Annotated in this window: 15 protein-coding genes; 6 read left to right on the top strand and 9 right to left on the bottom strand. The window is 64.8% G+C overall.

Annotated features, from left to right (window positions below):
• Positions 1-103 precede the first annotated feature (103 nt).
• Positions 104-562, top strand: a complete 459-nt coding sequence (locus PQR02_RS17000; RefSeq protein ID WP_408232995.1) for a CopD family protein — start codon at positions 104-106, stop codon at positions 560-562.
• An 82-nt stretch (positions 563-644) separates the two neighbouring features.
• Here PQR02_RS17000 and PQR02_RS16995 read toward each other — a convergent pair whose 3' ends face one another.
• From PQR02_RS16995 to PQR02_RS16965, 7 genes are all read right to left on the bottom strand, one after another.
• Positions 645-1,853 (bottom strand): chromate transporter, encoded by a 1,209-nt coding sequence (locus PQR02_RS16995; protein WP_408232992.1) that lies wholly within the window; start codon positions 1,851-1,853, stop codon positions 645-647.
• Positions 1,854-1,997: 144 nt separating this feature from the next.
• Entirely contained in the window at positions 1,998-4,355 is a 2,358-nt protein-coding gene (locus PQR02_RS16990) for a bifunctional diguanylate cyclase/phosphodiesterase (protein WP_408232989.1), read from the bottom strand.
• Entirely contained in the window at positions 4,352-4,810 is a 459-nt protein-coding gene (locus tag PQR02_RS16985; RefSeq protein WP_408232986.1) for a hypothetical protein, read from the bottom strand. The genes PQR02_RS16990 and PQR02_RS16985 overlap by 4 nt, the downstream gene beginning before the upstream one ends.
• A gap of 63 nt (positions 4,811-4,873) precedes the next feature.
• Entirely contained in the window at positions 4,874-5,794 is a 921-nt protein-coding gene (locus PQR02_RS16980) for a PhzF family phenazine biosynthesis protein (protein ID WP_408232983.1), read from the bottom strand.
• Positions 5,795-6,006: 212 nt separating this feature from the next.
• Entirely contained in the window at positions 6,007-6,471 is a 465-nt protein-coding gene (locus tag PQR02_RS16975) for a RidA family protein (protein WP_121316893.1), read from the bottom strand.
• 66 nt (positions 6,472-6,537) lie between these two features.
• Positions 6,538-7,734: an aminotransferase-like domain-containing protein gene (locus tag PQR02_RS16970; RefSeq protein ID WP_408232980.1), complete on the bottom strand. Its 1,197-nt coding sequence runs from the start codon at positions 7,732-7,734 to the stop codon at positions 6,538-6,540.
• A gap of 76 nt (positions 7,735-7,810) precedes the next feature.
• Complete coding sequence (locus PQR02_RS16965) at positions 7,811-8,515, bottom strand: VOC family protein (RefSeq protein ID WP_408232977.1); 705 nt, start codon at positions 8,513-8,515, stop codon at positions 7,811-7,813.
• Positions 8,516-8,794: 279 nt separating this feature from the next.
• On the opposite strand from PQR02_RS16965, the gene PQR02_RS16960 reads away from it, so the two are divergent.
• Together PQR02_RS16960 and htpG are read left to right on the top strand one after the other, a co-directional pair.
• Positions 8,795-10,249 carry an aminotransferase-like domain-containing protein gene (locus tag PQR02_RS16960; protein ID WP_408232974.1) on the top strand — a complete coding sequence of 485 codons (1,455 nt, stop codon included), beginning with the start codon at positions 8,795-8,797 and terminating at the stop codon, positions 10,247-10,249.
• Between the two features lie 191 nt (positions 10,250-10,440).
• A complete protein-coding gene (htpG, locus tag PQR02_RS16955; RefSeq protein WP_408232971.1) occupies positions 10,441-12,339 on the top strand; it encodes a molecular chaperone HtpG in 1,899 nt (632 codons plus the stop codon).
• Between the two features lie 161 nt (positions 12,340-12,500).
• On the opposite strand, the gene PQR02_RS16950 is transcribed toward htpG, so the two are convergent.
• Both PQR02_RS16950 and PQR02_RS16945 read right to left on the bottom strand, forming a co-directional pair.
• Positions 12,501-12,803 (bottom strand): hypothetical protein, encoded by a 303-nt coding sequence (locus PQR02_RS16950; RefSeq protein WP_408232968.1) that lies wholly within the window; start codon positions 12,801-12,803, stop codon positions 12,501-12,503.
• Positions 12,804-12,833: 30 nt separating this feature from the next.
• Complete coding sequence (locus tag PQR02_RS16945; protein ID WP_408232965.1) at positions 12,834-13,340, bottom strand: OmpA family protein; 507 nt, start codon at positions 13,338-13,340, stop codon at positions 12,834-12,836.
• 245 nt (positions 13,341-13,585) lie between these two features.
• Between PQR02_RS16945 and PQR02_RS16940 the strand changes: the two genes are divergently transcribed.
• Genes PQR02_RS16940 through PQR02_RS16930 form a run of 3 tightly spaced genes read left to right on the top strand, consistent with a single transcriptional unit; the run spans position 13,586 to position 15,692 of the window.
• Positions 13,586-14,293 (top strand): chorismate--pyruvate lyase family protein, encoded by a 708-nt coding sequence (locus tag PQR02_RS16940; protein ID WP_408232962.1) that lies wholly within the window; start codon positions 13,586-13,588, stop codon positions 14,291-14,293.
• Complete coding sequence (locus tag PQR02_RS16935) at positions 14,293-14,769, top strand: DNA-deoxyinosine glycosylase (protein WP_408232959.1); 477 nt, start codon at positions 14,293-14,295, stop codon at positions 14,767-14,769. Before PQR02_RS16940 ends, PQR02_RS16935 begins: the two co-directional genes overlap by 1 nt.
• Positions 14,766-15,692 (top strand): class I SAM-dependent methyltransferase, encoded by a 927-nt coding sequence (locus PQR02_RS16930; protein WP_408232956.1) that lies wholly within the window; start codon positions 14,766-14,768, stop codon positions 15,690-15,692. Before PQR02_RS16935 ends, PQR02_RS16930 begins: the two co-directional genes overlap by 4 nt.
• Positions 15,693-15,705 lie beyond the last annotated feature (13 nt).

The raw sequence follows: 15,705 nt of genomic DNA, 5'->3' as shown, positions 1-15,705 counted from the left end.
CCCGGAACTGCGTGCACAGTGCGCGGTCGAACGCGCTCAACAGCCGCTGCCAATCCATAGCAATCGCCGAGGCGGTGCGGCGTCGTCGGGAGAGGAAAACAACATGATCAAGGCTATCGAACTCGCACTCTTTCTGCATCTGCTCGCGGTTGCGGTGTGGGTGGGCGGCATGGTGTTCGCGCATTTCTGCTTGCGCCCGGCCATTGCCGATCTTTCGCCGCAGTTGCGCCTGCCGTTGTGGGAGTCGGTGTTCGGCCGTTTCTTCAATTGGGTCGCCGCGGCGGTGCTGGTGATTCTCCTCAGCGGCGGCTTTCTGCTGATGCAGTTCGGCGGCGGTCACGCCACCTGGCCGTTGCACGCCATGGCTGGCCTCGGCATCGTGATGATGCTGATCTTCGGGCATATCCGCTTTGCGGTTTTCCCGCGCATTCGCCGCGCGGTGCAGGCGCAGAAATGGCCCGACGGCGCGCGGGCGGTGGGCACGGTGCGGCGTCTGGTGCTGATCAATATCGTGCTCGGCGTCGTGACGATCGGCGTCGCGGTGCTGTCGCGCGGGTTCTGAGGCTGGGGTTGTGCGGGGGCGTTGCCATTGCCGCTTTGGCTTTGGCTGCCGCTGTCTCTGTCACTGCTAACGCCGCTGCTATTCACGGCAGCGCGCCATAGGCCAGCCACAGCCCGCACACCACCGCCACCGTTCCATACACGATGTACACCGGCACCTTGAGCTTGCCGAAGCACATCGCGGAGAACAGCGCGGTCAGCAGATAAACCGGTTTGAACGGCACATGCGCGGCAAGGCGCAGCACCGCGACCACGAGGAACGCGGTGGTCATCGCACGCAGAACTCTCATGCCGTGCTCGAAGCGCGGATTCGCCTTTAACTGATGCAGATGCCGCTGCGCCAGCACGACGAGGCAGCCCGACGGCACGAACAGCGCGAGCGTCGCAAGCACCGCGCCGGCCCAGCCGTCCACCAGGTAGCCAAAGAACGGCACCACGTTCAACAGCGGTCCGGGCGAGAGCGGTGACAGAGAAAACGCCAGCGTGAAGTCGTTATCCGATATGCCGACCGCCGGCGTGACGAACAGCGTCTTGAGCACCGGCAACGCCGAGAAGCCGCCGCCGAACAAGGTCATGCCGGCACCGGCGAGGCGCGGCCACAATAGCGCCAGTTCATAGCGATTCGGCAACGGCAGCGCGAACAGCATCAGCAACACGCATAGCGCGCTCAGCATCTGCCAGTCGCCGCGCCGCAGCGATACCACGAGGCGGCTGTCGCGCACCGGGCTCACGAACCATCCGGCGCCGAAGGCCGCGCCCAGCATCACGACATAAGCGGCGGCGCTGTGCGCATAAAAGAGCGCCACGCAGCCCAGCACCGCCGCGATCCATTCGAGCTTGCCGCGCACCAGCGCGCGCGTCTGCTTGTACCAGGTGATCGCGATCAGCGTGGCCAGCACCACGCTGAAGTGATTGAGCAGCGTTTGCGAAGCGGCTACGCGTACGAGCGGCGAGCGGTAGAAGATCGCGAACAGCGTCATCAGCATGAAGAAGGGCAGCACGCTGGCGATGCCCGAGACCCATGCGCCGGAACGTCCGCGCAGCGCGTGTCCCAGTTGCACGGCGACGTTGCATCCTACCGGGCCGGGCACCATCCACGCCAGCGCGATCAGATCGGAGAACGCGACCCGCGAGAGCCGCCCCTCCCGTTCGACGTAGTGATGTTCGAGTTGCGCCATCAGCGCGAGACCGCCCCACGACAACGCCGACAGGCCGAACACGACCCGAAACAGCGTCCATAGCGGTTCTCGTTCTCCTCGTCTGACAGCATCCTGGCTCGTGATCGTCTGCATGGCGCCACGGGGGCCCGGCACGCGGGCGCCCGCCTTCTGGATGATTGGTGTCTGGCATGATGCGGCTCGCGGCCGGCATCACACTGTGACGTAGTACAGCGCGAACGTAGCCGGTTTTCCGGCGCAAGGGCGAGCGGGGCCGCGCTAGTCGTTGGTGCTCGAGACGCTACGGGTGCGGTCGGTTTCATGCGCGGCGCGGCGGCCCGTCATCCCGCATACACCGAAGCGGTCGAGCAGCGCGGGGATCGCTTCCACCGGCACCGGGCGCGAAAACAGGAAACCCTGCGCCTCGATATGACCCAGCGCGGCGAGCCATGCGATCTGCTCCTCGGTTTCGGTGCCTTCGACCACCACTGTCAGTCCGAGCGAACGCGCCAGATTGACGATTGCGGTGACCATCACGCAGACGCTGCGGTCGCCGGGAATTGCCTGGACAAACGAACGATCCACCTTCAGCGTGTCCACTGAAAAGCGGTTCAGATAGGACAGCGACGAATAGCCGGTGCCGAAGTCGTCGAGCGCGATACGCACGCCGAGGCGCTTCAACGCGAAGATTTTCTCCGACACCAGTTCGGGATATTCCATCATCGCCGTCTCGGTGATTTCGAGTTCGAGGCGGCGCGCGGAGATGCCGGTTTCCTCGATCGCATGCGAGATGGTTTCGTACAGATCGCCGCGCCAGAACTGCACCGCCGAGATGTTCACGGCGAGCGACAATGTATCGTAGCCCTGCTGTTGCCAGAGCGCCAGCTGGCGGCAGGCGGTGTCGATCACGAAGTCGCCGATCGGCACGATCAGGCCGGTCGATTCAGCAACCGGAATGAATTCGTTCGCCGGAATCAGGCCGTGTTGCGGATGATTCCAGCGCACCAGTGCCTCGAAGCCGGTGATGCAGCGCGCGGTCAGATCGATCTTGGGCTGATAGGCGAGGAACAGTTGCCCTTCGGCGAGCGCCACGCGCAGCTGCTGCTCCCACTTCATCAAATGATCCGCGCGATGCGACAGGTGCGGCGAATAGAACTGGTAACAGTTCTTGCCCGCGTCCTTCGCGCTGTACATCGCCAGGTCGGCTTTTTTCAGCAGGTCGATCTCGCTCTCGTTGGCCACCGAATACAGCGCGATGCCGATGCTCGCATGCAGGACGAACGAACTGCCGCGTACTTCGAAGGGTTTCGCGAAGGCTTCGGCGGCGGCCTCGGCCAGCGTGACCGCGCGCTTCTCGACGTCATCGCCCTTGATCACGACGACGAACTCGTCGCCGCCGATGCGGCTTAACGCACCGCCGTCGCCAACCGCGGTGGCGAGCCGCGAGGCGGTCATTTGCAGCACGATGTCGCCGGCGTTGTGGCCGAGCGTGTCGTTGACGGTCTTGAAGTTGTCGAGATCGATGAAGAGGATCGCGAGGTGGCCGAGGTTGGCCGGTTGCGCCACGTCGTGCCGCAGCGATTGCAGCGTCGCATAGCGATTGCGCAAGCCGGTGAGCAGATCGTATTCGACCAGATGCGTCATCTCGCGCTCGCGCCCGAGCAGTTTGCCGATCAAGCCGGTCGCGACCGCGAAGAAACTCAGCATCGCGAGCGAGATGAAGCCCGCCATCAGCAGATAGACGTTGCGCGTGTGGTTGTAGTCCGCGAATTCTTCGGCTTGCGAAAGACCGACCAGCACGCCGAGCGGATAGCCATCGATGTGCCGGTACGAGACGATGCGCGCGACGTTGTCGATCGAATCGACATAGGTGCCCGATACATGTTCCGAGGTCGGATACGAGCCGCTCGCCGAGAATGTGCCGTGGGCCATTTCAGCGCTGCCGGTGCGCCGCGCGAGCACGGTGCCGTTGTCCGAGATCACCGCGATCACGCCTTCGCGGCCGATCGCCGCGTTGTTGTAGAAGTCGGAGGTGAAGTAGCTCGGGTCTTCGGAGACCACCACGACGCCGGCGAAGGAGCCGTCCGGATGATTCAGACGCCGCGTCATCTGCAAGGTCCAGTGGCCGGACACACGGCCGAGCACCGGCTTGCTGATGAACAGCTGGTCGTCGTTCTCGTGTTCGTGGACCTTGAAGTGTTCGCGGTCGGACAGGTCGATGTGCTTGGGGTTGAGTTCGGCCGTGTTGGCGATCAGCTTGCCGTGCTCATCGATCAACGAAACCTGCACCAGAGTCTCGCTTTGCACGACGCCTTTTTCGACCGTGCTGGACAGATCGAATTGATCCGGCGTTTTCTCGAACTCGTATTTGACAAAGCGGGTGATCTGGTCGACCTGGTGAATGGCCTTGATCGTGTGTTGCTCCAGCGCCGCGGACAGAATGGCAGCGGAGGCCATTGCTTCACGATAGGTCGCTTCTTTTTCGACCGACAGGCGCGCGAAGATCACGGTCCAAAGCAGGATCAGGACAAGCACGCCGAGTGCGGGAATGACGAGCAAAGCCCGCCGGCGCGTCACGACCGGATCGCGGCGAGGTTTGACCTCGCGCTGGTCGGCGAAGCGGGGGGATGGGCTCATTGGGCGGTCCGTACCTGAGTGCCAGCAGGCTGCAAACACACGTGTTGCGACTGCGCTGATTTCATGGATGGCTGCATGGTGACCAAGGTGCCGGAACTGCTGCGCAAGGAGCAGGCGTGGTGCCATGCCTGGCCTGACCGTCCACAGGTCATCGGGTACGTTTCGATATTACTTAATGCCACTGGATTAAGGAAGGGTCCGGGCATCGGGTATACGCTGGCGCGGCGGATCGCCCGCTGCGATTGGATTTGCAGGCGGCGCGAGCTGTCTTGCGCTCGCGACATGACACTCGTTTTGAATATTTCATCGGGTTCGGTGTTCAGGTGTGCCAAGTCTCGAAGGTCCGCTGTAATGCCGGTTGCATCAATCGTTAAATCGATGCGGCTTTTTGTGGTCAAGCGCGGCGAGATGCGGCGCGCGGTATTCGAATCCGCAGGCTCAAGCAGCGGGCGCATATGCATTCATTGCGCGCGCCGCGCTGATTGCATCTCATCGATGCTGTTTGCGATTCTTCGCAGTCACGGCAGCAAAAACGTGCCGTCGATAATCGTCACCGACGAGCCACCGATCCACGTCTTGCCGCGTGCGTCGTCGTAATGCACCGAGACCTGTCCGGCACGGCCCAGCACGGTGCCCTGACGCGCGGTGTAGCGTTTGCCCGGACGCCGCTGCTGCGCGCTCAGAAGGCCGGCGAGCGCGGCATTGGCACTGCCGGTGACAGGGTCCTCACCCATGCCGAAGCTGCCGCCCGCCATCAGGCAGCGCACCTCGAAGGTCGCGGGGCCATCGGCGTCGTGCGGGCCGTATACCGCGAGCCCATGCGTGTCGACCGAGTACACGAGTTCGGCGAGCGCCGCGCTGTCGGGTTGGAGCGCGAGGCAATCGCGCGCCGAATTCAGACGGACCACGAGCCAGGGCGCACCATTGTCGACCGCGCAGGGCGCGGCGCTGAAGTCGATCGCGTCGCTACGCAAAGCCGTAGACAGCGCCGCGTAGCGATCCGCCGCGAGCGGCGTGACCCGTGCGGGCGGCGCGGCGAAGGCCCACGTGCCGTGTGCCTGATCGGCCGTGTTGGTCGTATTGGCCGCTTCGGTCAGCGCTTCGAGTTCGACGAGTCCCACGCCGCATTGCTGGACCATCTTGCCGTACTGTTTCGGCTGATAGCCGCTTTCGAGCAATGCATGCGCTGTGCCGAGCGTCGGATGACCCGCGAACGGCAATTCGCCGTGCGTGGTGAAGATCCGCACACGATAGTCGGCGGCCGGGTCGGTCGGCTTCAGGAGAAAAGTCGTTTCGGACAGATTGGTCCAGTGTGCGATGGCCTGCATCTGTTGCGCATCGAGCGCGTCGGCGTCGAATACGACGGCAAGCGGATTGCCTTTGAGCGGCACCGACGTGAACACGTCGACTTGTTTGAAGCGAACAGTGCGTGCAGGCATGGGGCTCGGTCCAGCGAATCAAACGGTTGAACGGGATTCGCGGATTCTATCCGCTGGCGCGGCAACGATCCACCTTTGCACAAATGCAAAACGCGCCGCGAGTGGCCAACACTTCGCGACGCGTTCTGAACGAACTGCCGGGTTACACCGCCAGCGATGCTGATTGAGTTGCCGGCGCCGATTCTTCTATGCGTTTTGCTGTTGCGAGTCCGTTACTCGACTTCAGCGATCATCTCGATCTCGACGCACGCGCCGAGCGGGATCTGCGCGACGCCGAACGCCGAGCGCGCGTGCTTGCCACGTTCGCCGAACACGTCGGCGACCAGTTCGGACGCGCCGTTGGTGACCAGATGCTGTTCGGTGAACTCGGGTGTCGAGTTGACGAGGCTCATCAGCTTGACGATGCGGGTCACGCGGTTCAGATCGCCTACATGCGCGTGCAGGGTGGCGAGCAGGTCGATGGCGATCGAGCGCGCCGCGGCCTTGCCTTCGTCGGTGCCGAGCGTGGCGCCGAGCTTGCCCGTCCACACCTTGCCGTCCTTCTTCGCGATGTGACCGGACAGGTACACCGTGTTGCCGCTTTGCGCGCTCATCACATAGGCGGCTGCGGGCGCGCCGGCGACGGGCAGTTCGATGCCCAGTTCCTTGAGCTTGTCGTACACATTCGTTTGAGCCATGGTGTGTCCTCGATTCAGTAGTGGAATTCGCTCACGCGAGCCGCGTGAAGATCGCGCGACGAGCGCTCAGATCTTCGCGCGGATCAGCGCGCCCAGACGCGCGACGCCTTCATCGATCTTCGCCGGCGGCACCGTGACGAACGACAGACGCAGCGTGTTGTGTTGCGCTTGGTCCGCGAAGAACGGACCGCCCGGCACGAACGCGACGTTCTGCGCGACAGCCTCTTCCAGCAGTTTCATGCTGTCGATCTGCGCGGGCAGCTTCACCCAGATGAACATGCCGCCTTCCGGACGGTTCCAGCTTACGCCTTCGGGCATGTAGCGTTCGAGCGAAGCCAGCATTGCCGCGCATTGATCGCGGTACAGCTCGCGAATGGTCGGCACGTGCGTGTCGAGGAAGCCGTCCTTGATCACCTCGTGCACGATGCGCTGCGTAAAGCTCGGCGTGTGCAGGTCGGTGGCCTGCTTCGCCTGCACGAGTTTGAAGATCAGCTCCTCGGGCGCGATGATGAAGCCGACGCGCAGGCCCGGCGCGAGCACCTTCGAAAACGAACCGAGATAGACGATGTGATCCGGCGCCATCGACAGCATGGTGGGCAGCGGTTCGCCCGCGTAGTCGAGCGCGCCGTACGGGTCGTCTTCGATCACCGGGAACGGCGCGGTCTTCGCAAATTCGGCGAGCGCGCGACGGCGTTCGATCGGCAGACGGCGGCCGGTCGGATTCTGGAAGTTCGGCTGCGCGTACAAGAGGCGCGCGCCCTTTGTCAGCTCCGGCGTGAGCGCGGCGGGGATCAGGCCCTGGTCGTCGGTCGCCACCTGCACGTAGCGCGGCTCGTACATCGAGAAGGATTGCAGCGCGCCGAGGTACGTCGGGGTTTCGACCAGCACCGCGCTGTCCGGGCACACCAGCACTTTGCCGAGCAGATCGAGCGCCTGCTGCGAGCCAGTGGTGATCAGCACCTGGCTTGCGCGAATCTGCGCGCCCTGCACCGAATAGCGCTGCGCGATCCATTCGCGCAGCGGCACATAGCCTTCGGTCGCGCTGTATTGCAGCGCCGCGGCGGGGCTGTCGCGCAGAATCCGGTCGGCGGCTTCGCGCATGCGCTCGGCCGGGAAGGTGGCCGGCGAAGGCAGGCCGCCGGCGAACGAAATGACTTCGGGCCGCTCCGTGACCTTCAGAATCTCGCGGATCGCAGAGCTGGTGAGCTTGCGCGCGCGTTCGGACAATTGCCACGTAGGGGCTTTCAAGTCGCTTTGGTCCATGGTCTCCTCGGCTGGTATCTGTGGAACTGGGCAAAACTGTAATTATCGCGCGAGTCGGCGACCCGCGCGCGCTGGCTTATTTGAGGGTCCGTAGACCATCAGGTGTTTCAAACTCGGCGACGAGCGCCGGGGCGCCCTCGGTGGCCTGCAAATCGAGCAGATGCGCCGCGCCGAGCCACTGCAATTGCGCACCGATCCGCGCGGCTTGCGGATGCACGGCTTTCAACGCTTTCAGCGCGATGCCGGTGGCCGGCAGCGCGTCCGATGGATGGCGGGGTGAGTCCCACTGGATCAGCGAGGGCAGCACGCCGTCGCCCGCGCCTTCCCAGCCGGGGAAAGCGCCGTCGTCGGGCACCGACAGGCCCCACGTGAAATCGCCGCGCGCCATCGGCACGATCGGCGCAATGCGCTGCGGGTACTGCGCCTGCCACAGCGACAGCCGCTTCGGCCGCTCGACGCGTGCGACCCAATGCGACAGGTACGGGCCGTTTTCGAGCCGCGCGTGCGTCGCCGGGTCGTCGAGGGCGAACAGGCGCGGGCGCGGCGTGCCGCCGTCGGCGGCGGCGGCGTCCGGCATGGCCGCGGCAACTGGATCGACGGCGATCACCTCCAGATACACGCCGTCCCACAGGTTCAGCAGGCGGTTGTGGGTGCGCATCAGCGGGTGCGCGCCGCCGCCCGCCGGGGCGACGCCAAGCGTATCGGCGACGTACTGCGTGCCCTCGTCGAGGGTGCGCGCGGAAATCACGAGGTGATCGAGACGGAGCGGATGGGCTGTCATGGCGGATCGAGGAAAGACGGTTTCTATGCAGACGGGTACACGCGCAGGGGTGCGGGCGGCGCTGCCCCGGGGCCGTAAGCATAACCGCTTGCCGGATCGGCGGGCCATGCGGATGGGTTGGGGCCGGTGTCTCCGGAGACGCCCGCGAGCGGCTGGACCCTTGTCCGGCTGCGCGCGCGCCGCGTCGCCACCCGGTGCTGCTTCTCGAATGTAGCGGCGACGACCGGCACAGTAACGGTACAATCGACTCGATACTGTTCTGTACAGTTGGAGCCCGCCATGTCCGTCCCGCTTGCCCAGATTCCCGCCCCGCACGACACCTCCGCGCTGACCCTGGTCGAACAGCTCGTGCAGTGGGCGCGCCGCCGTATCGAGGAACGCGTGTTCCGCCCCGGCATGCGCATGCCGTCGATCCGCAAGCTCGCGCTCGACAAGCGGGTGTCGCGTTTCACGGTGGTCGAAGCGTACGAGCGGCTGGTGGCGCAAGGCTATCTGGAATCGCGGCGCGGCTCCGGGTTCTATGTGCGCGAGCGGCTGGGCGGCGCCACGGTGACGGAGATGCGCCCGCACGCGCAAGGGGCGCCCGCGCCGACCAAGATCGACGTCGTATGGCTGCTGCGCAACATGCTGTACACCGGCGCGCGCCCCGAGCGGAGCCCGGGCCTCGGCTATTTGCCGGCGCGCTGGCTCGACGGCGACCTGATCACCAACGCGCTGCGCACGCTCGGCCGGCAAAGCGGTGCGCAGATGCTCGGCATCGGCACGCCGCAGGGTTTTCTGCCGCTGCGCCAGCAATTGCAGACGCGGCTCGAGGAACTGGAGATCGGCGCGTCGCCGGATCAGATCGTGATGGTGTCCGGCATCACGCAGGCAATCGACCTGATCTCGCGCATCTACGTGAAGCCGGGCGACGCGGTGATCGTCGGCGATCCTGCCTGGTTTCAGATGTTCGGGTGTTTCGCGTCGCAAGGCGCGCGGCTGGTCGGCGTGCCGTACACGCCGGACGGCCCCGACCTCGACGCGCTCGAATCGCTGGTGCAGACGTGGCGGCCGAAAATGCTGGTCATCAATTCGGTGCTGCAAAACCCGACCGGCACGTCGCTGACGGCGGCCCAGGCGTTCCGCATCCTGCGCCTCGCGGAAGCGTACGACTTCATCGTCGTCGAAGACGATATCTACGGCGATCTGTGCCCGACGAGCAATCCGGGCACGCGGCTCGCGAGCCTCGATCAGTTGAAGCGCGTAATCTACCTCGGCAGTTTTTCGAAGACGCTCGCGCCGAATCTGCGCGTGGGTTTCATCGCGTGCGCGCCGGACGTGGCGACGGCGGTCAGCAACCAGAAAATGCTGGTCGGCATGACGAGCCCGGAGCTGAACGAGCGCGTGCTGTACAAGATTCTCACCGAAGGCCACTACCGGCGGCACGTCGAGCGGCTGCGCGCACGCCTCGACGGGGTGCGCGAAAAGTCCGTGCGGATGCTGGAAAAGACCGGCATGAAGCTGTTTCTGACCCCTTCGGCCGGCATGTTTCTGTGGGCCGACACTGGCGTCGACGCCGGCGCGCTGGCGGCCGCGGGTCACGAAGCCGGCTTCCTGCTGACGCCCGGCAGTCTGTTTTCGCCGCAGCAGTCGCCGACCACCTGGATGCGCTTCAATATCGCCAACTGCGGCGATCCTGAACTGGCGGCGTTCCTGTGCCGCTATCTCGACGGCGTCGCGCGGCGCGCCTCTTGAAACCGCGCCGGTTCGCCCCCAGTTAGGCGGACGATCCGGCGCTGCGCGGGCCGGCGGCCGCTGGCTGGCCGACCGGCAAGCAGTCGGTCCGGCGCGGCGCCGCTGTCCAGCGCGCAAGGGCGCGCCGAACGCCGCCGCCGGAGCGCCAAACCCAGCCTGAACCCCATTCGCAACAGAGAGGAAGTCCGACCATGGCACAAGAAACCATGAGCTTTCAGGCAGAAGTGAAACAGCTTCTGCAACTGATGATCCATTCGCTGTACAGCAACAAGGAAATCTTTCTGCGCGAGCTGATCTCGAACGCATCCGACGCGGCCGACAAGCTGCGCTTCGAAGCGATCGAAAACAGCGCGCTGTACGAGAACGATCCGAACCTGCGGATTCGCGTGTCGTACGACAAGGCCGCGCGCACGGTCACGCTCGACGACAACGGCATCGGCATGAGCCGCGACGAGACGATCTCGCATCTCGGCACGATCGCCCGCTCGGGCACCAAGGAGTTTTTCGGCAAGCTCTCCGGGGACCAGCAGAAAGACGCGGCGCTGATCGGCCAGTTCGGCGTGGGCTTCTATTCGGGTTTCATCGTTGCCGACAAGATCAGGGTCGAAACGCGCCGCGCCGGCTTGCCCGCCTCGGAAGGCGTGCGCTGGGTCAGCGCGGGCGAGGGCGATTTCGCGGTGGAGCAGATCGAGCGCGCCGCGCGCGGCACCACCATCACTCTGCATCTGCGTGCGGATGAGGACGACCTGCTGTCGTCGCATCGTCTGAAGTCGATCATCCAGAGGTACTCGGACCACGTCGCGCTGCCGATCCTGATGCAGAAGGAAGAATGGGACGCGGAAAAGAGCGAGATGGTCACGAAGGACGAGGACGAGACCGTCAACCAGGCGAGCGCGCTCTGGAGCCGCGCGAAGAACGACATCAGCGAAGAGCAGTACAAGCAGTTCTATCAGCACATCTCGCACGATCATCAGGACCCGCTCACGTGGACCCACAACCGTGTGGAAGGCCGCAGCGAGTACACGCAACTGCTGTACGTGCCGAGCCACGCGCCGTTCGACCTGTGGAACCGCGAGCAGCGCGGCGGCCTGAAACTGTACGTGAAGCGCGTCTTCATCATGGACGACGCCGAGCAACTGCTGCCGGCGTATCTGCGTTTCGTGAAGGGCGTGGTCGATTCGAGCGATCTGCCGCTGAACGTGTCGCGCGAAATCCTGCAGGAAAGCCGCGACGTGAAGGCGATCCGCGAGGGCGTGACCAAGCGCTCGCTGTCGATGCTCGAAGAGTTGGCCAACTCGGAGAACGACGCCGACAAGGAAAAATACGCCGGGTTCTGGAAGGAATTCGGCCAGGTGCTGAAGGAAGGCATCGGCGAAGATTTCGCCAATCGCGAGCGCATCGCGAAGCTGGTGCGCTTTGCGTCCACGCATACGGAAACGCCCGAGCAGACCGTGTCGCTGGCCGACTACGTCGCGCGCATGAAGCCCGAGCAAACCAAGATCTACTACGTCACCGCCGACACCTGGCAGGCCGCGACCCACAGCCCGCATCTCGAAGTGTTCCGCAAGAAGGGCGTGGAAGTGCTGCTGCTGACCGATCGCGTCGATGAGTGGATGCTGTCGTTCCTCAACGAATTCGACGGTAAGCCACTGCAAAGCGTGGCGCGCGGCGACCTCGATCTGGGCGCGCTGAACGACGAGGAAAAACAGACACAGGAAAAGGTCGGCGAAGAGTTCAAGCCACTCGTCGAGAAAATGAAAGAAGCGCTGAAGGACAAGGCGAAGGACGTGCGTCTGACCTTCCGTCTGACCGACTCGCCGTCGTGCCTCGTCGCCGACGATGGCGAAATGAGCGGCTATCTGCAGCGTATGCTGAAGGCCGCCGGCCAGCAGGCGCCGTCGTACCACCCGATTCTCGAAGTCAATCCGGAGCACGCGCTGGTCAAGGGCTTGCACGCGGACAGCGCGAATTTCGACGACTGGTGCCATCTGTTGTTCGATCAGGCCTTGCTCGCCGAAGGCGGCGCGCTGGAAGATCCGGCGAGCTTCGTGAAGCGGACCAATGCGCTGCTGCTGGCGCGCGCAGGTTGAGCGTGCGGTGAGCAGGACGTCGGCATGAGCCGACAGCGTCGCGCGGACGTTTGTGGTTGAAAATGCGCTGCTTCGGCAGCGCATTTTTTTTGCCCGTCGCGGCGGCGCCGATCAGGCGGCCGGTTCCGACGTGTCAGGCCAAGACGCTCGACGGTGATTCATCACGCAGCGGAACCCGGTTCCTGCAAGCGACGTACTTGCGTGAGCACGCAGCCTGCCAGTTCCTTCGTCTCGTGACTGGACGCAGGGTCTGCGAGCAGCCTCGCCGCGAGACTGCCGATGGCCCGGCTGGTCTGTTTCACCGTGTGGTGCTGCGCGAGCGCCGAGCCTGCCAGTTCTTTTTCCTGATACGGGGCCTCGGCGCGTTGCAAGATGAGCGTCGCAAGGCGGGCGATACGAGCAGAAGTTTCTTTGAAATTTTCAGTGTTCAAGTTGGACTCCGAAGTGTTTTTTGTCGAATACATCGGCCTCAATGCTCCGGCGTGCGCCGCTGCCTACTGCTTGCCCATCAGCGTCTCGATCGATTCACCGCGCACGATGATCTCCGTGCGCCGGTTCAATGCGCGACCTTCGGGCGTATCGTTGCTGGCCACCGGGTTGTTGTACGCGTTGCCCTTCGTGCGAATGCGATCCTGCGCCACCCCGCGTTCGACCAGGGCGTAACCCACCGAGGTCGCGCGCGCTTCGGACAATTGCTGGTTGTAGTCGAGGGTGCCGACGTTGTCGGTATAGCCTTCGACGACGATCGGCTGTTTGCTGCGCTTGAGCAGAATCGCCGAACGGTTGACCACCGCACTCGCATCGGCGCGCACTTCGGACTTGTTGAAGTCGAACAACGCGGTTTCGGGCAGCTTGACCGCGACGCCGTCCGCGACCGACGTCACGTCGATGCCGGCCGCCTTGTTCAGCGCCACTTCCGTATCGCGATTGAGCGGCGCGGCGCAGCCCGCCACCAGCAACACCGAGAACGCGCACGACATGGTGCGCAGGATCGTCTTCATTTTCTTTCTCCCTTGTTGATTGTGCGATTGGACGGCGCGTCCTTCGAACGCGGACGGACGGCCGGTTTGGCTAAAGCACGAAGGTTTTATCGCGCGTCGCCGAGCGGGGGAATCAGATGTGTCCGAAAACGGCAAGCTGGCTGCGGCGGATCGGCAGCGGCGGTGTCGTTGTCGTTCGATCGCCACGCAGCGAAGCACCTGCGCGCGGAAAGCCTTGCCTGGCCGCGCCGTTATAATCCGACACCATGCCTATCCGTTTCGATGCCGCCGACGCCCACTGGCGCGTCGCGCCCTTGCCCGGCTTTAGCGCCGCCCAGAAAGACTGGTTGACCCGTGGTGGTTCGCTGACTGCGCATCTGCGCGCGCTCGGTGCGGTCGCGGTGCGCGTCACGCGCGAATCCGTCGCGCTGCCGTGGCCCGACGAGTGCGCCGCGCTCGGCCTCGCGCCGCGCGCGCCGGTGTGGGTGCGGGAAGTGGTGTTGTCGGTGGACGGTGTGCCGTTTGTCGCGGCGCATAGCGTGACGCCGCGCGCGGCAAGCGTCGGCGTGTGGCAGGCTACGCGGCGCTTGCGCACGCGGCCGCTCGCCGAACTGCTGTATAGCGACAGCAGCGTCGCGCGTTCGTCGCTGGTGAGCCGCAGGGTGGGCGCGCGTCATCCGTTGTACCGGCTGGCTGTGCGTGAAGTCAACGGTGCGCCGCCGCATGCACTGGTCGCGCGCCGCTCGGTGTTCGAGCGTCACGGCGCACCGTTGATGGTCACCGAGTGCATGTTGCCGGCGCTGTGGGCACTTCTGGCGTCGGGGGCGGGCGATGCGAGCGAGGGCGGCGCGGCTGCACAAGCGCATGCACCTCACGCCGCGCCGCCGCGCGCGCGCGAACACGGCCGTGCGCTCGAGCACACCGCGTCGCGCGCCCATCCCGCGCCGCGCGCGCCGGGCGAGCGGAGCTGCTGATGCTGCGCGGCTTTCCCCCAGTCGTCGCCGCCGATACGCATACGCTGATTCTGGGCAGTTTTCCCGGCGAGGCGTCGCTCGCCGCGACCCAGTATTACGCGCATCCGCGCAACCAGTTCTGGCGCCTGCTCGGCGCGGTGTTCGACGAGCCTGCGCTCCACGAGTTGCCGTACGAAGAGCGGTTGACGCGCGTGCTCGCTCATCGCATCGGCATTTGGGACGTACTCGACGCATGCCATCGCGAGGGAAGCCTCGATTCGGCGATTCGCAACGCGCAACCGAACGACTTCGCGTCGTTGCATGCGCATGCGCCGCTACTGCGGAAAGTCTGCTTCAACGGCAAGACGGCGGGGCGCTTCGCGCCGGTGATCGGCGCGGCGGGCTACGCCACCCTCGTATTGCCTTCGTCGAGTCCGGCGAATGCTATGCTCTCGTTCGACCAAAAATTGTGCCTCTGGCGCGACATCCTCACATGACGAAATTGATCAAGCGCGCTTCGGCCGAGGCGCGTGCCTTCCGTAACCGGGACGCTGAAAGCACCGGCGGCAAACAGAAAAACGCGCAGAAAAACGCGCGCAACAACAAGCGCGCCACGCACGACGAAGACCTGCACGACGCGCCGCAAATCGAAGCGCCGCGCAAGCCGCGTTTCGCGCCGGTGACGTTCTCGGAAGAGGGCGGCGTGCGCTTCCTGCACTTCGGCACGGAATGGGTGCAAGGCGCGATGCGTCTGCGCAAGCCGGATCACATCGAACTCGAATACGCGCAGCAGATGATGGCCTGGCTGCTGTTCATCGAAACCCCGCAGCGCATCGTTCAGCTCGGCCTGGGCGCGGCGTCGCTGACCAAGTTCGCGCACCGCTTCCTGAAGCGCGCGAAGGTCGAGGCGGTCGAAGTGAACCCGGCGGTCGTGGTGGCCGCGCGCACGATGTTCGAGCTGCCGCACGACGACGCACGCCTGACCGTGCACGAAACCGATGCGTGGGACTTCGTCAACGACAGCGCCAATCACGGCACGATCGGCGCGTTGCAGATCGACGTCTACGATGCGACCGCGCGTGGTCCGGTGCTCGAGAGCGTCGGCTTCTATCGCGCGGCGCGCGCGTGTCTGACCAGCACGGGCATGGTGACGGTGAATCTGTTCGGCGATCATCCGAGCTTCGTGCGCAACATGAAGCGTCTGAACGAAGCATTCGACGGCCGCGTGATCGCGCTGCCGGAAGTGCACGACGGCAACCGCATCGCGCTTGCGTTTTCGGGCCCGGCGCTCGACGTGCCGTTCACCGCGCTGCAGACCCGCGCGAAACTGATCGAAGCGGAACTTGGCTTGCCGGCGCGCAAGTGGATCAAGGGGTTGCAGGAATCGACCGGTCAGAAGGGCGCGTCGTTCTCGATCTGAGCGTCGCCGCGGC

The sequence above is a fragment of the Paraburkholderia sediminicola genome, assembly GCF_046026895.1.
In the GTDB taxonomy this organism is placed as follows: Bacteria; Pseudomonadota; Gammaproteobacteria; order Burkholderiales; family Burkholderiaceae; genus Paraburkholderia; species Paraburkholderia sediminicola_C.
This window is presented reverse-complemented; position numbering and strand designations above follow the sequence as displayed.

Bases quoted from the DNA above. Each gene is read 5' to 3' on its own strand.
- PQR02_RS17000 (WP_408232995.1), top strand. From the start codon at position 104: ATGATCAAGGCTATCGAACTCGCACTCTTTCTGCATCTGCTCGCGGTT.
- PQR02_RS16995 (WP_408232992.1), bottom strand. From the start codon at position 1,853: ATGCAGACGATCACGAGCCAGGATGCTGTCAGACGAGGAGAACGAGAA.
- PQR02_RS16990 (WP_408232989.1), bottom strand. From the start codon at position 4,355: ATGAGCCCATCCCCCCGCTTCGCCGACCAGCGCGAGGTCAAACCTCGC.
- PQR02_RS16985 (WP_408232986.1), bottom strand. From the start codon at position 4,810: ATGCGCCCGCTGCTTGAGCCTGCGGATTCGAATACCGCGCGCCGCATC.
- PQR02_RS16980 (WP_408232983.1), bottom strand. From the start codon at position 5,794: ATGCCTGCACGCACTGTTCGCTTCAAACAAGTCGACGTGTTCACGTCG.
- PQR02_RS16975 (WP_121316893.1), bottom strand. From the start codon at position 6,471: ATGGCTCAAACGAATGTGTACGACAAGCTCAAGGAACTGGGCATCGAA.
- PQR02_RS16970 (WP_408232980.1), bottom strand. From the start codon at position 7,734: ATGGACCAAAGCGACTTGAAAGCCCCTACGTGGCAATTGTCCGAACGC.
- PQR02_RS16965 (WP_408232977.1), bottom strand. From the start codon at position 8,515: ATGACAGCCCATCCGCTCCGTCTCGATCACCTCGTGATTTCCGCGCGC.
- PQR02_RS16960 (WP_408232974.1), top strand. From the start codon at position 8,795: ATGTCCGTCCCGCTTGCCCAGATTCCCGCCCCGCACGACACCTCCGCG.
- htpG (WP_408232971.1), top strand. From the start codon at position 10,441: ATGGCACAAGAAACCATGAGCTTTCAGGCAGAAGTGAAACAGCTTCTG.
- PQR02_RS16950 (WP_408232968.1), bottom strand. From the start codon at position 12,803: ATGTATTCGACAAAAAACACTTCGGAGTCCAACTTGAACACTGAAAAT.
- PQR02_RS16945 (WP_408232965.1), bottom strand. From the start codon at position 13,340: ATGAAGACGATCCTGCGCACCATGTCGTGCGCGTTCTCGGTGTTGCTG.
- PQR02_RS16940 (WP_408232962.1), top strand. From the start codon at position 13,586: ATGCCTATCCGTTTCGATGCCGCCGACGCCCACTGGCGCGTCGCGCCC.
- PQR02_RS16935 (WP_408232959.1), top strand. From the start codon at position 14,293: ATGCTGCGCGGCTTTCCCCCAGTCGTCGCCGCCGATACGCATACGCTG.
- PQR02_RS16930 (WP_408232956.1), top strand. From the start codon at position 14,766: ATGACGAAATTGATCAAGCGCGCTTCGGCCGAGGCGCGTGCCTTCCGT.